The following is a 13539-nucleotide window of genomic DNA, read 5'->3' as shown; positions in this document are numbered from 1 at the left end:
GCGTGATATCAGCCACTCACCCAAGAAAGAGACCTCCAGCCTCCAGCGACTGCCGGCCTTAAGCCTGCTGGCTCATGGCTGGGTAATCGGTATAGCCTTCGGCAGCCCCGCCATACAGGGTTTTCGGGTTGATCTGGTTCCACTCGGCACCGGCTTCGATGCGCTGCACCAGATCCGGGTTGGCGATATAAGGGCGGCCAAAGGCAATCAGGTCAGCCAGCCCGGATTCAATGGCGGCAGCGCCGCTCTCTGCGGTCATGCCGCCGGCCAGAATCAGGGTGCCCTGATAGGCCTGGCGGATCTCCGCCAGCAGCTCGTCAAAGCCTTCATAGACACCGCCAACCCAGTCCGGGCGGTTGACGTGCAGATAACCCAGATTGCGCTGGTTCAGTTCACCGACCAGGTAGGCAAAGGTGGCCTGCGGGTTGTCATCCGCCACACCGTTGAACGTGCCCATCGGCGAAATGCGAATTCCCACCTTGCCACTGTCGCCGGCGGCTGCAATGACCTCATCCAGCACTTCCAGTACAAAGCGGGCGCGGTTCTCGATCGAGCCACCATAGCCGTCTTCGCGCTGGTTGCTGTTCGGGCAGAGAAACTGATCCAGCAGATAGCCGTTGGCGGCGTGCACTTCCACGCCATCAAAGCCGGCCTGCAAGGCGTTGCGGGTGGCGTCGGCATAGGCCTGTTTCACGCCGGCCAGTTCTTCGCTGGTCAGTGCGCGGGGCTTGGCGGTAGCCGTCTTGTAAGCCTTGCCGCTGGCCTCCTGAACAAAACACTCAGCCTTGGCCTGGATGGCCGAAGGGGCGACAGGGTCAGCCGCAGCGGGTTGCAGCAGGTTGTGCGAAATGCGCCCGACATGCCACAGCTGCAGGAATATACGCCCACCGGCATCATGTACCGCCTGCGTGGTTTGCTGCCAACCGGCAATCTGCTCGTCACTGTAGATGCCCGGGGTCCAGGCGTAGCCCTGGCCTTCCGGACACACCTGAGTGGCTTCGCTGATGATCAACCCGGCATTGGCGCGCTGGCTGTAATAGGTGGCATTCAGCGCATGGGGGATGTTGCCGGGTTGTTGCGAGCGTTGACGGGTCAGAGGCGCCATGATGACGCGGTTGGGCAAATCCAGAGAACCCACCTTGGCGGGTTGCAGTAAAGTGAATGCAGACATGCGAAACTCCTTGCAGTCAGACGGGACCGCAGACGAGTGCGCGGCAGTGCGCAGACAATACGTCGGCTCCGGAAAGCTGGCAAGGCTCGATAAATATCCGGTATCACTTGTTATCAGGCCCCGGGAGACGATGTCTGCCGGGGCCTGAAACAGGAATAACCAGGGGCTTCATAGCGCCACTCAGGCCGCTTGGGCGTCGGCCTGCTGCAGTGCCCGGTTCAGGGCGCTGAACAGGGCGCGAAAGCTCGCTGTGGTAATGTTTTCATTGATGCCGATGCCGTGCAGCGAGCGCTCGCCCTCGAGGCGCAGCTCGATATAGGCGGCGGCCTGGGCGTTAGTGCCGGAGCCGATGGCGTGTTCATGGTAATCCATGATTTCGGTCTTGATCGGCAGAGCGGCAACCACGGCCTCCAGCGGGCCTTTACCCATACCATGCCAATGCAGCTCTTCACCCCGGTAGCTGACGCGCAGATCGACGACGCTGGTGCCGTTTTCTTCCTGCAAACGGTGCCCGAGCAGTTGGTAGGGGCTGGTATTTTGCAGGTACTCACGGTCGAGCAGATCGTGGATTTGTCGTGCGGTCATTTCCAGCCCGAGGCGGTCGGTTTCGCCCTGCACCACCTGGCTGAATTCGATCTGCATGCGACGGGGCAGGCTGATGCCGTATTCCTGCTCCAGCAGGTAGGCAATGCCGCCCTTGCCGGACTGGCTATTGACGCGGATGACCGCTTCATAGCTGCGCCCGATGTCCGCCGGATCAATCGGCAGATAGGGGACTTCCCAGATACCCTCGGCCGATTGCACGGCAAAGCCCTTGCGAATCGCGTCCTGGTGCGAGCCGGAAAACGCGGTATGCACCAGGTCGCCGACATAGGGGTGACGGGGGTGTACCGGCAACTGGTTGCATTCCTCGACCACCTTGCGAACGGCATCAATGTCGGAGAAATCCAGCCCCGGATGCAGGCCCTGGGTGTACATGTTCAAGGCCAGGGTCACCAGGTCGACATTACCGGTCCGTTCACCGTTGCCGAACAGGCAGCCTTCAACCCGGTCGGCGCCGGCCAGCAAACCGAGCTCTGTGGCCGCAACACCGGTGCCACGGTCGTTATGCGTATGCAGGCTGACCAGCACACTGTCACGCCGGCTGATATGCCGGCAGAACCATTCGATCTGGTCGGCGTAGATGTTCGGCGTAGCCACTTCCACCGTGGCCGGCAGATTGAGAATCACCTTGCGCTCGGGGGTCGGTTGCCAGACATCCAGCACGGCATCACAGACCTCCACGGCAAAATCCAGTTCGGTGGAGGTGAAAATCTCCGGCGAATACTGGAAGGTCCACTCGGTGTCGGGCTGTTCGGCAGCCAGACGCTGGATGGTCTGCGCGGCATTGACTGCGATCGCCTTGACGCCGGCCTTGTCCTGCTTGAACACGATGCGGCGGAAACTGGGGGCGGTGGCATTGTAGACATGCACAATGGCACGCTTGGCACCCCGCAGGGACTCGAAGGTGCGCGCAATCAGATCATCCCGTGCCTGGGTCAGTACCTGAATGGTCACGTCATCGGGAATATGCCCGTCTTCGATCAGCCGGCGCACGAAATCGAAATCGTTCTGTGATGCCGACGGGAAGGCTACCTCGATCTGCTTGACGCCGACCGCTACCAGGGTCTGGAAAAAGCGCAGTTTCTTTTCCGGGTCCATGGGCTCGATCAGTGACTGGTTGCCATCGCGCAGGTCAGAACTGCACCACACCGGCACGTCGGTGATGGTGCGGGACGGCCATTGGCGGTCAGGCAGATTGACCGGGGCGAAAGGGCGGTAGCGTTGAGACGGATCGCGGAGCATGGGTGGTTCCTCATTGCGACGACGCCACCTTGTGAGTGGCAGTCATGAAAAGTGGTATCTGTTGCAGTAAATCTACGAAAAGCATCTATTGCATTGCAATCATTTCTCGTAAAAAGAAATTAATCGCCTGTATAGGCGTTTTATGCGCAATAAAAACAAAGCAGGCAGGGTGTTGTTGCGGAAAGATGCTCATGCCGGTGTTGAAAAAACCGGGCGAGGCGGCCAGTTACGGCAGCCCGGGTGGTTTTTGCAGAGCCTTCTCAGTCATCCAGCGGTAATTGCTGCTGCGGCGGGCACTGATCGACCACTTGCAGGTCAAGCTGGCCGTTGGCCAGGCGTGCTTGCAGCTGATCGCCGGGGCGTACCTGGTCAGCCTGGCGCACCGCATGGCCCTGGCGGTCCAGCAGAATACTGTAGCCACGACCGAGCGTGGCCAGAGGGCTGACCAGGTTCAGGCTGTGGCTGACTTGCGCAAACTGCTGACGCTCCTGCTGCAGGCGCTGCTGGATGCTGCGTGGCAAGCGTTGCTGCAGGTGCAGCAATTGCTGGCGCAGCAAATCCAGCCGGCGGCCAGGGTGTTGCTGTTGCAGGCGAGCCTGCAAGCGCTCCAGGCGGGTGTGCTGAAGGTTGTGCGTCTGCTGCAGGGCGCGTTTCAGGCGCAGTTCCAGTTCATCCAGTCGTTGCGCCTGCTGGGCCAGGCGTTCACCGGGGTGGCGCAGGCGCTGACGCAGGGTCTGCAAACGCAGCCTGTCGCGCTCCAGCCGCTCACGCAAACGATTGTGCAATTGCTGCTGCAGTTGGCGGAACTGGCGCAGCAGGCCAGCGCCGTCCGGGCTGAGTTGTTCGGCGGCAGCCGAGGGCGTTGGTGCCCGCAGGTCGGCCACAAAATCACAGATGGAAATATCCGTTTCATGCCCGACGGCGCTGACAATGGGGGTTGAACAGGCCGCCACGGCGCGCGCCACGCTTTCTTCATTGAACGGCCAGAGATCTTCCAGTGAACCGCCGCCGCGGCTGATGATCAGGGCGTCAAAGCCGGCCTGATCGGCCAGCTGCAAGGCCTGTACCAGCTGTCCGGCAGCTTCATTGCCCTGGACGGCGCTGGGAATGATGGTCAGCTCGACAAAGGGTGCCCGGCGACGAAACACGCTGATGATATCGCGCACCGCCGCGCCACTGGCCGAGGTAACCACCCCGATACGGCGGGGAAAGCCCGGGAGTGCTTGCTTGCGCGACTGGGCAAACAGGCCTTCCTGCTCCAGCTTGGCCTTCAGGGCTTCAAAGGCCTGGCGCAGGGCGCCATCGCCAGCGGTTTCCAGCGCATCGACAATCAGTTGATAGTCGCCACGACCTTCATACAGGCTGACTCGGCCGCGCACACGCACCTGCAAACCATCGCGCAGGGTCAGGCGTACCCGATTGGCATGCTGGCGGAAAAAGGCGCAGCGAATCTGTGCTTTACTGTCCTTCAGGCTGAAATACATATGCCCGGACGAGGGGCGTGCCAGGTTGGATAGTTCGCCCTCGACCCAGACACGCGGAAACACATCTTCCAGCAATCCACGCGCACGGGCGTTAAGCTGGCTGACGCTGAGGGTCTCGGTTGTCTGGTTGAGGCGCTTAAATAGCAGATCGTCGGTCATTTGCCTATGTTAACACCCGAATCCGATTGAGTGCGCAGCCGCTGGCAGGTATAATGACGCGCTTCCATTTTCCCGCTCGGGAGCCCCTGCGATGCTGCGTATTAGCCAAGAAGCCCTTACCTTTGATGATGTCCTGCTGGTACCCGGTTATTCCGAGGTGCTGCCGAATCAGGTCAGCCTGAAAACCCGCCTGACCCGCAACATCGAGCTGAGCATGCCCCTGCTCTCGGCAGCGATGGACACGGTAACCGAAGCCCGTCTGGCCATCACCATGGCGCAAGAAGGCGGCATGGGCATTATTCACAAGAACATGACCATTGACCAGCAGGCGGCCGAAGTGCGCAAGGTCAAGCGTTACGAGTCCGGCGTGGTGCGTGATCCGATCACCATTGAAGCCGATGCCACCGTCGGTGAGCTGTTCGATGTGACCCGTCAAAACAATATCTCTGGTGTGCCGGTGATGTACAACGGTCACCTGGTCGGCATAGTAACGTCCCGTGATGTGCGCTTCGAAACCAACATGGACGCCCGTGTGCGCGATGTGATGACGCCGAAAGAGCGCCTGGTCACGGTCAAGGAAGGCGCCGACATGCAGGAAGTGCGCAAGTTGCTGCACAAGCATCGCATCGAACGCGTACTGATTATCGATGAGGCCTTCCGCTTGCGCGGGATGATGACGGTTAACGACATTGAAAAAGCTCGCGCCTATCCCTATGCCAGCAAGGACGACCAGGGCCGCCTGCGCGTCGGTGCTGCCGTGGGCACGGGTGCCGAAACCGAAGCACGGGTTGCCGCACTGGCCGCCGCCGGCGTTGACGTGATTATCGTCGATACCGCTCACGGCCATTCCAAGGGTGTGATCGATCGCGTGCGCTGGGCGAAAGAGAATTTCCCTGACATTCAGATCATTGGCGGCAATATTGCCACCGGTGACGCAGCCATGGCCCTGGTCGCTGCTGGCGCTGATGGCGTCAAGGTCGGTATTGGCCCCGGTTCTATCTGTACGACACGGGTTGTTGCCGGTGTTGGTGTGCCGCAGATTTCCGCGATTGCCAATGTAGCGGCAGCGCTGGAAGGCACGGGCGTCCCCTTGATCGCGGATGGGGGTATCCGTTTTTCCGGTGATCTGGCCAAAGCCATTGCCGCTGGTGCATACGTGGTGATGATGGGGTCGATGTTTGCCGGTACCGAAGAGGCGCCGGGTGAGGTCGAACTGTTTCAGGGTCGCTCCTACAAGGCCTATCGCGGGATGGGTTCACTGGGTGCCATGTCGAATGCCGGTGGCGGTTCGGCTGACCGTTATTTTCAGGATTCCAGTGCCGGTGCGGAAAAGCTGGTGCCGGAAGGGATTGAAGGCCGGGTCCCCTACAAGGGGCCGCTGTCCGCGATTATTCATCAGTTGATGGGCGGGTTGCGTGCAGCCATGGGTTATACCGGCAGTGCCGACATGGATGAGATGCGCAGCAAGCCACAGTTTGTGCGTATTACCGGCGCCGGCATGAGCGAATCCCACGTGCATGATGTGCAGATCACCAAGGAAGCACCCAACTACCGCGTCGGTTGAGGCTCGGTCGCTGAATGCCTGAGACTGAAAGCTGGACGGTTGAGCGCTCTGCATGCGCGGAGCCAAACCTTCCAGCCTGTAGCTTTCGGCGTTCAGCCTTATTTCTTTTCTGAGGAACCCCCATGTCCCATGACATTCACGCTCATCGCATCCTGATCCTCGATTTCGGCTCCCAGTACACCCAGCTGATTGCCCGCCGCGTACGCGAGATTGGCGTGTACTGCGAAATTTATCCCTGGGATGTCGAGCCGCGTGCGATCACTGATTTTGCCGCCAAAGGCATCATTCTGGCCGGTGGGCCGGAATCAGTGACCCTGGCTGACAGCCCGCGTGCGCCACAACTGGTGTTTGAACTGGGCGTTCCGGTACTGGGCATCTGTTACGGCATGCAGACCATGGCTGAGCAACTGGGTGGCAAGGTGCAGGGCTCGGACAAGCAGGAGTTCGGCTATGCCCGCGTGGATGTGGTCGGCAAAAGCGACTTCCTCGCCGGCATTGAAGACCATATCGATGATGATGGTGTGTTCAGCCTTGATGTGTGGATGAGCCATGGGGACAAGGTGATCGAGCTGCCGCCGGCCTTCCATATTCTGGCCAGCACACCGAGCTGTCCGATTGCCGCCATGGGTGATGAAACGCGCCATTTCTACGGTGTGCAATTCCACCCGGAAGTCACCCACACCAAGCAGGGTCTGCGGATTCTCAAGCGATTCATCCATGAACTCTGTGGTTGTGAAGCGCTCTGGACGCCCGCCAATATTGTTGAGGATGCGATTGCCAACGTGCGTGCCCAGGTCGGTGATGCCAAGGTCTTGCTCGGCCTGTCCGGCGGTGTCGACTCTTCAGTAGTGGCGGCCCTGTTGCACCAGGCCATCGGCGACCAGCTGACCTGTGTGTTTGTCGATAATGGCCTGCTGCGCCTGCATGAGGGTGAGCAGGTGATGGCCATGTTTGCCGAGAACATGGGTGTCAAGGTGATTCGCGTCAATGTCGAAGACAAGTTCCTTTCACGCCTGTTGGGCGTGACCGATCCGGAAGAGAAACGCAAAATCATCGGCCGCACCTTTATCGAAGTCTTCGATGAGGAAGCGACCAAGCTGCAGGGCATCAAGTACCTGGCTCAGGGCACTATTTACCCCGATGTGATCGAGTCGGCCGGTGCCAAGACCGGCAAGGCGCATGTGATCAAGTCGCACCATAACGTCGGTGGCCTGCCGGATGATATGCAGTTCGAACTGGTCGAGCCGCTGCGCGAGTTGTTCAAGGATGAGGTGCGCAAGATCGGTCTGGAACTGGGTTTGCCTTATGACATGGTCTACCGTCACCCGTTCCCGGGTCCGGGCCTGGGTGTGCGCATCCTTGCCGAAGTGCGCAAGGATTACGCCGATATCCTGCGCCGCGCCGATTACATTTTTATCGAAGAGTTGCGCAAGGCTGATCTGTACCAGAAAGTCAGCCAGGCCTTTGCGGTCTTCCTGCCAGTCAAGTCGGTCGGTGTAGTGGGTGACGGCCGCCGCTATGAATGGGTGATTGCCCTGCGCGCGGTGGAAACCATCGACTTCATGACCGCACGCTGGGCGCATCTGCCCTATGATTTCCTGGAAACGGTATCCAACCGCATCATCAATGAAATCACCGGTGTGTCACGGGTGACCTACGATATCTCCTCCAAACCGCCGGCTACTATTGAGTGGGAGTGATCCCACGCCTGGTGCTGTCAGGCAGTTGATTGCATGGGATGCACCGAAGCCCGCGTCATTGCGGGCTTTATCGAGACCAAGCCAGAATGATAAAAAAATGCAGCGTGGCTGCTGGTGGTATTGGTTCACCATTGACGCTCAGGTCCTGGGGTTGCTGATATGGCTGTAGCGATTAATTTGCAGGCGGCCATTTTGCCGCTCTTTATCGTCCTTGGCTCTGTGCTGGCCTGGGTGTGCCGGCGGCAATTAGTCAATCCAGGTTGCCACGGGTTTTACCGGTTTTTTGCCTTTGCGGGTATCCTCTGGCTGTTCCTCAACGCCCTGCAGTTGTGGCATCACGATATAACCTCGATCTCGCAAATACTGTCATTGTTGTTGATGTTGTCCGCGCTGGGCCTGTTGATCGGCGGCGTGTATGGGTTGCGTTGTTATGGCGGTACCAGTGCTCGGCGGCAGGCAGAAGAGAATTTCCGCTTTGAAAATACCAGCACCCTGGTGACCCGGGGTATCTATGCGTATATCCGCCATCCCATGTACAGTTCATTGCTCTTGTTGAATGGGGGGCTGGTGCTCAAGCGACCAGAGCTCGACGCCATCGCAGTTGCGCTCCTGGTCACACTGGCGCTGTATTTGACGGCCCGCACGGAAGAACGCGAGAACTGTGACTTTTTTGGCAGCAGTTACCGCGACTACTTGCAGCACAGCAAAATGTTTTTGCCGTATCTCTGGTAGGTTTTTTTCAGACGGGCAGGCCTTTCCGTACCAAAGGTCCGCGCTGGAGGCGCTGGTGATCATGGCGTCAGTTGGCCAGTGGGTCGTTATGGGTGCCTCCGTCAATGCTGACACCAGGATGAATTAACTGTCTCGGGAGGGCCCGCAGGTGAAACTCATCGGCAAGCTAGCCGCCGCCTTTCTCGTTGCGCTCGTACTGGGGATTGGCTCCGCCTGGGTGGTGATCAACGCTATGTCGCCGATTGCCGGGCGTGGCGGCATGATTCAGAACGGGGCCTGGACGACCAGTCTCCTCATCGGCTCCAGTGCGGCGACCCCTTACACGCGCGCCATCGTCGCGCGGGCCGGGTTGCTCGCGCTGGCCAAAAGCGAGACTGTTTATTTCACGGCTTTTACGGATGATGACGGCGCCCCGCTGAAGACTGATTGCACCTATGCTGTTTCCGGCACGCCCCTGCCTGCGCGCTGGTGGAGTATTACGGCTTATGGCGCCAACCATTATCTGATCCCGAACGGGCACGACAAATACTCTGAAAACAAGCACAGTCTTTCCTGGCAGGGTGTGGGGGAGGGCAGGCGGTTTCGTTTTGCCCTCGGTCCCGACGCGCAGGAGGGTGACTTCATTCCGACTGGCCATGACTCCGGGGAGGGAGCGCCCTTCTCGCTGACGCTGCGGCTCTACAACCCCGAACCTCAAGTGATCGAGACGCCGGGCGCCATTGATCTGCCGATCCTGACGAAGGAGCGCTGCCGATGAAATACTGGCCCTTCTGGATCGCAGGCACACTGGCTCTTGCGTTGACGATTCATATTGCCGCCGTGCAGGCCTTTCCGCATGTTTTGATGGCGATCGTACACCGCAGCGTTGAGGATCAGGCGGGGGGCGTCAATACCATGCTGTATCCGCCGCGCCCGAATGCCTCCTCGCGCGGCGTGGTTCGACCGAGCCCGGACCTGCTCTACTCGGTCTGTGCGTTTGACCTTGCAAAAGGGCCGGTAAGAATTTCCTCACCCGTGCCGGACAGTTATTGGTCGATTTCACTGTATGCATCAAACACCGACAATTTCTTTACCCTCAATGATCGGCAGACGCACGGCGACACAGCCTCGGTCATCCTCCAGACGGAAGATCAGGCGCAGTCATTGTCGCAAGGGGGTTCCCCGGTGATTTCTCCCACCCCCACCGGCCTCGCTCTGGTCCGCGCGCTCATTTCTTCCGATGTAGCGCTGCCGGAGGTGGAGGCTGCGGTGGCCGAGACCAGCTGTGAAGAGATCTGACGCTTTCCGGCTGGCATGGCAACGGGGATTTTCCGACCTGCCTTTGCGTCAATCCGTGCTGTTATCGCTGACGGTAACGGCCGTCAGCTGACCGGTGAGCAATGTCTGACCGTCCGCCGTCAGGCTGAAAGCATAGAGTGAGCTGTCGGCATTGTGGGCCAGCATGTTCGCCTCGATGTGCATGGGCGCGGAGAGGCTGTCGAGCACATCGACGCTGGCGTTGAGTTTTGAGGCGACGGCGAGAAAGCCCTTGCGTGGTGGGCCGCCTGCGGCCGCCGGACTGAGCAAGCGGGCATGCGCTGCCATCGCCTGAGCGGCATATTCGACCCCGGCAAATACCGACAACACGCCGGCATCGCGCAGAGGGTTGTCGGGCTGCAGGTGGCTGTGCGCCTGGCAGCGAATATTCTGCTCATCCCATTGGGTGATAGAATCCAGCAGCACCATAGGGGCGCTGTGTGGCAACAGGTCGGCAATCGGTGGCAAGGGTGCAGACAATGTGCTGGTATCCATAGTGTTCAATCGGAGCGCTGTCGTTAATTGAGGGGCTAATCATAACCCATGCCTGAACCATTTATTGTTGAAGCCGATGCACCCTGTGTGCAGGGTCACTTCCCAGGGATGCCGGTGGTGCCGGGTGCCTGGGTACTCGGCAAAGTACACGCCGCGTTACTGGCCCGTTATCCGGACTGCCGCGTTGAGGCGTTGAAGAAAGTCAAGTTTCTGGCCCCGCTGTTGCCCGATCAAACAGCCCGGATCAGCATTGATGACCGTCGTTGGCCACGTGTGCACGTGAGTGTTGAGCACCCGATTGAGGCGGCGGACACCGTGCAGATCCTGGACGCCTCTTTTGTGATGTCTGCGGCTTAACTGCCGCGTGGATAAGTCAGATTGAGTCTTGCGCAGGGTTCGTCTGCGGACAGGCTGATGATGGCATGTTCAAAGCGTTGGCTGCGGCGGTTGCGATCGTGGCTCAGGCTGCTGGCAAAGGGCTCTGTCGGCCGATCCTTGTGGTTCAGGTTCAGCTCTCCATCGCCATTGAGGTCAACAAACGCGCGGATGGCGTAATCGCCGGGCGGAATCTCCAGCGCGATCTCCACGGTGTCCGTCTCTGGCAGGATGTCCTGCAGAAGCAGGTGCGGCTCATTGCCCCAGTCTTCAGCGCTGGCTGGATAGACGGCCAGGTACAGGGGCAGTGCCGGCGAGCGGTTGTCAGTGATCAGCAGGCAAAGGGGGCTGGCTGCGACCGATACGCAGGCCAGCATGGCAGCGATGCCCGTCAGGCTCGCCAATAAAGTGCTACGCCACTGTCCTGAATGTTGCATGCTGTTACCGTCAGTTTGCCAAGCTATGATAAACTTTCGCGCAGTTTAGCATGGCTCTCGCACGATATTCATCGGCAGGCGCGATGTGTGGAGAGGTAAGGTTTGCAGGATTCGAATACAAAAAAACGCGTGCTGGTCATTCACTACTCACAGACCGGTCAAATCGATCGTGTGGCACGTTCAGTAGCGACTCCCTTGCTGAATGATGAAGCCGTGCAGGTGGATTTTTTGCCCATCAAGCCGGTAGAGGCTTTTCCTTTTCCCTGGCCGTTTCTGCAATTTATCAACACCTTTCCCGAGTCAGCGCATCAGGTTCCCTGTGCGCTGGATATGCAGACTGAAGGTTTGCAGGCAGATTACGATCTGGTGATTCTTGCCTATCAGGTCTGGTATCTGGCGCCTTCGATTCCGGTGTCTTCATTTTTGCAATCCGATCTGGCTGCGACACTCTTGGCCGATACGCCGGTGGTTACCGTGATCGCCTGCCGCAATATGTGGCTGCAGGCACAGGAAAAGGTGAAGGCGCATCTACACAAACTGGGTGCCAAACTGGTCGGCAATATAGTACTGGTGGATGCGGCTGGCAGTATTGCCAGTTTTTTTGCCACCCCGTTGTGGGTGCTCACTGGTCGCAAGGGTCCCCACTGGTTTGGGCTGGTGCCGCCGGCCGGTGTGTCAGACCGCGACGTCGAGGGTGCCCAGCGCTTTGGCGAGGCACTGCGCCAACGGCTGACGGGCACGCAAGCGCTGGATGTCGACGTGCTGCAGGGGCTGGGATCGGCCCCGGTCAATGACAAGCTGATACTCAGCGAAAAAATTGCTACCCGCAGCTTCTACCTGTGGGGCAAATTGTTTTTGGCCTGCGGTACACCGGACAGCTGGATCCGCAAGCCTCTCGCAGCACTCTACACGGTGTTCCTGCTGCTGATGATTGTAACTGTGGTGCCGATAACGGCGATTCTGAAACTCCTGTTTTCACCGTTGTTGAAAAAACGTATTGCCCGGCAGAAGGCTTATTATGCCGGGCCCACCGGCGATTAATACATCAGGACTTGTTGCAATAATGTCAGCTCAATCTGTTTATATCACGCGTACAGCCAGTTTCTTGCCCAATGCCCCGGTCGATAACGACAGCATGGAGCGCGTTCTTGGCCAGGTGGGTGAGCGTCCTTCGCGCTCGCGCAAGATGATTTTGCGCAGCAATCAGATCAAGACGCGTTATTACGCGATTGATCCGGTCACCGGCAAGCATAACTACACCAATGCGCAACTGTGCGCTGAAGCAATTCGCCGTCTGGCTGACGAAGGTTTTGCTTTGAACGATATCAGTTGCCTGGCCGCGGCCAGCAGCCTTCCCGATCAGATCATGCCCGGCCATGCTTCGATGGTGCACGGTGAGTTGGGCTCGCCGCCCTGCGAGGTGGCCAGTGCTTCCGGCGTATGCGTCAGTGGCATGACGGCAATGAAATATGCCTGGTTGAACGTGGCTGCCGGTCAGCATCCAAGTGCGGTAGCGGCAGCCTCGGAAGCCGCATCCTACGCGTTGAAGGCAGAGAACTTCGAGCCGGAGCTGGCGCACAAGATTGCCGCGCTGGAAAGCAATCCGGAAATTGCCTTTGAAAAGGATTTTTTGCGCTGGATGCTTTCTGATGGCGCCGGTGCTGTGTTGTTGCAATCCGAAAAGCCAGCGCAGGGGCAGGCGTTGCGGATTGACTGGATCGACAACCTGTCCTACGCCAATGAAATGAAGGTGTGCATGTATGCCGGTGGTCGCAAGGAAGCGGATGGTTCGCTTACGGGCTGGCAGGCGGTGGACCGGTCGGTTTGCAACGGCGAAAGTTTCTTGTCGATCAAGCAGGATGTCAAACAGCTCAACGAGCATATCATTGCTTACACGGCTTCACGCACGCTCCCTGTGCTGCAGGAAAAGTACGCTATTGCAGCCGAACAGATTGATTATTTTGTACCGCACTTTTCTTCGCACTATTTCCGCGACAAGCTTGATCAGGCCATGCAGATAGTCGGCTTTGGTATTGATCAGTCGCGCTGGTTCAGTAACCTCTCGGAAAAGGGCAATACGGGTGCTGCGTCCATTTACATCATGATTGACGAGCTGTTCAAAAGTGGCCGCCTGCAAAGCGGCGAGAAAATCCTGTGTTATATCCCGGAAAGCGGGCGTTTCACCGTCTCCTATATGTTGTTGACCGTGGTTTGAGACCGTGCGAGCGCCACTGCCGGCGGCTCGGCGCCAGTTGGCAATCCGATAAAAAAATGGCCGTCT

The 13539-nt window shown here is 58.9% G+C and carries 13 protein-coding genes; 8 read left to right on the top strand and 5 right to left on the bottom strand.

The window, feature by feature from the left end; genetic code table 11:
• Positions 1–58: 58 nt before the first annotated feature.
• From BLU07_RS12705 to xseA, 3 genes are all read right to left on the bottom strand, one after another.
• Positions 59–1171 carry an alkene reductase gene (locus BLU07_RS12705; RefSeq protein WP_092387502.1) on the bottom strand — a complete coding sequence of 371 codons (1113 nt, stop codon included), beginning with the start codon at positions 1169–1171 and terminating at the stop codon, positions 59–61.
• A 180-nt stretch (positions 1172–1351) separates the two neighbouring features.
• Positions 1352–3016 carry a 2-isopropylmalate synthase gene (gene leuA, locus BLU07_RS12700; protein ID WP_092387500.1) on the bottom strand — a complete coding sequence of 555 codons (1665 nt, stop codon included), beginning with the start codon at positions 3014–3016 and terminating at the stop codon, positions 1352–1354.
• 260 nt (positions 3017–3276) lie between these two features.
• On the bottom strand, positions 3277–4659 hold the full coding sequence (xseA, locus tag BLU07_RS12695) for an exodeoxyribonuclease VII large subunit (protein WP_092387498.1): 1383 nt from the start codon (positions 4657–4659) through the stop codon (positions 3277–3279).
• Between the two features lie 91 nt (positions 4660–4750).
• Between xseA and guaB the strand changes: the two genes are divergently transcribed.
• From guaB to BLU07_RS12670, 5 genes are all read left to right on the top strand, one after another.
• Positions 4751–6223, top strand: a complete 1473-nt coding sequence (guaB, locus tag BLU07_RS12690) for an IMP dehydrogenase (protein ID WP_092387496.1) — start codon at positions 4751–4753, stop codon at positions 6221–6223.
• Between the two features lie 122 nt (positions 6224–6345).
• Positions 6346–7923 (top strand): glutamine-hydrolyzing GMP synthase, encoded by a 1578-nt coding sequence (gene guaA, locus BLU07_RS12685; protein ID WP_092387494.1) that lies wholly within the window; start codon positions 6346–6348, stop codon positions 7921–7923.
• 159 nt (positions 7924–8082) lie between these two features.
• Entirely contained in the window at positions 8083–8655 is a 573-nt protein-coding gene (locus BLU07_RS12680) for a methyltransferase family protein (protein WP_092387492.1), read from the top strand.
• Positions 8656–8803: 148 nt separating this feature from the next.
• The gene (locus BLU07_RS12675) at positions 8804–9412 is read left to right on the top strand and encodes a DUF1214 domain-containing protein (protein ID WP_092387489.1); all 609 of its coding nucleotides are present in this window, start codon (positions 8804–8806) and stop codon (positions 9410–9412) included.
• Positions 9409–9933 carry a DUF1254 domain-containing protein gene (locus BLU07_RS12670; protein ID WP_092387487.1) on the top strand — a complete coding sequence of 175 codons (525 nt, stop codon included), beginning with the start codon at positions 9409–9411 and terminating at the stop codon, positions 9931–9933. Before BLU07_RS12675 ends, BLU07_RS12670 begins: the two co-directional genes overlap by 4 nt.
• Before the next feature lie 48 nt (positions 9934–9981).
• On the opposite strand, the gene BLU07_RS12665 is transcribed toward BLU07_RS12670, so the two are convergent.
• Positions 9982–10446, bottom strand: coding sequence for a hypothetical protein (locus BLU07_RS12665; RefSeq protein WP_092387485.1), 465 nt, complete (start codon positions 10444–10446; stop codon positions 9982–9984).
• A gap of 48 nt (positions 10447–10494) precedes the next feature.
• On the opposite strand from BLU07_RS12665, the gene BLU07_RS12660 reads away from it, so the two are divergent.
• Positions 10495–10803 carry a hotdog family protein gene (locus BLU07_RS12660; protein WP_092387483.1) on the top strand — a complete coding sequence of 103 codons (309 nt, stop codon included), beginning with the start codon at positions 10495–10497 and terminating at the stop codon, positions 10801–10803.
• On the opposite strand, the gene BLU07_RS12655 is transcribed toward BLU07_RS12660, so the two are convergent.
• Positions 10800–11258, bottom strand: coding sequence for a DUF2141 domain-containing protein (locus BLU07_RS12655; protein WP_092387481.1), 459 nt, complete (start codon positions 11256–11258; stop codon positions 10800–10802). The two genes, BLU07_RS12660 and BLU07_RS12655, sit on opposite strands and share 4 nt — an antisense overlap.
• Positions 11259–11360: 102 nt before the next feature.
• Here BLU07_RS12655 and BLU07_RS12650 point away from each other — a divergent pair, with 102 nt between their 5' ends.
• Together BLU07_RS12650 and BLU07_RS12645 are read left to right on the top strand one after the other, a co-directional pair.
• Positions 11361–12299 (top strand): hypothetical protein, encoded by a 939-nt coding sequence (locus BLU07_RS12650; RefSeq protein ID WP_092387479.1) that lies wholly within the window; start codon positions 11361–11363, stop codon positions 12297–12299.
• A 22-nt stretch (positions 12300–12321) separates the two neighbouring features.
• Positions 12322–13473 (top strand): beta-ketoacyl-ACP synthase III, encoded by a 1152-nt coding sequence (locus tag BLU07_RS12645; RefSeq protein WP_092387477.1) that lies wholly within the window; start codon positions 12322–12324, stop codon positions 13471–13473.
• Positions 13474–13539 lie beyond the last annotated feature (66 nt).

Origin of the sequence: Halopseudomonas salegens (genome assembly GCF_900105655.1) — a bacterium.
Taxonomy (GTDB): domain Bacteria; phylum Pseudomonadota; class Gammaproteobacteria; order Pseudomonadales; family Pseudomonadaceae; genus Halopseudomonas; species Halopseudomonas salegens.
The sequence above is the reverse complement of the archived record's forward strand: the minus strand, read 5'-3'. Positions and strand labels throughout refer to the sequence as shown.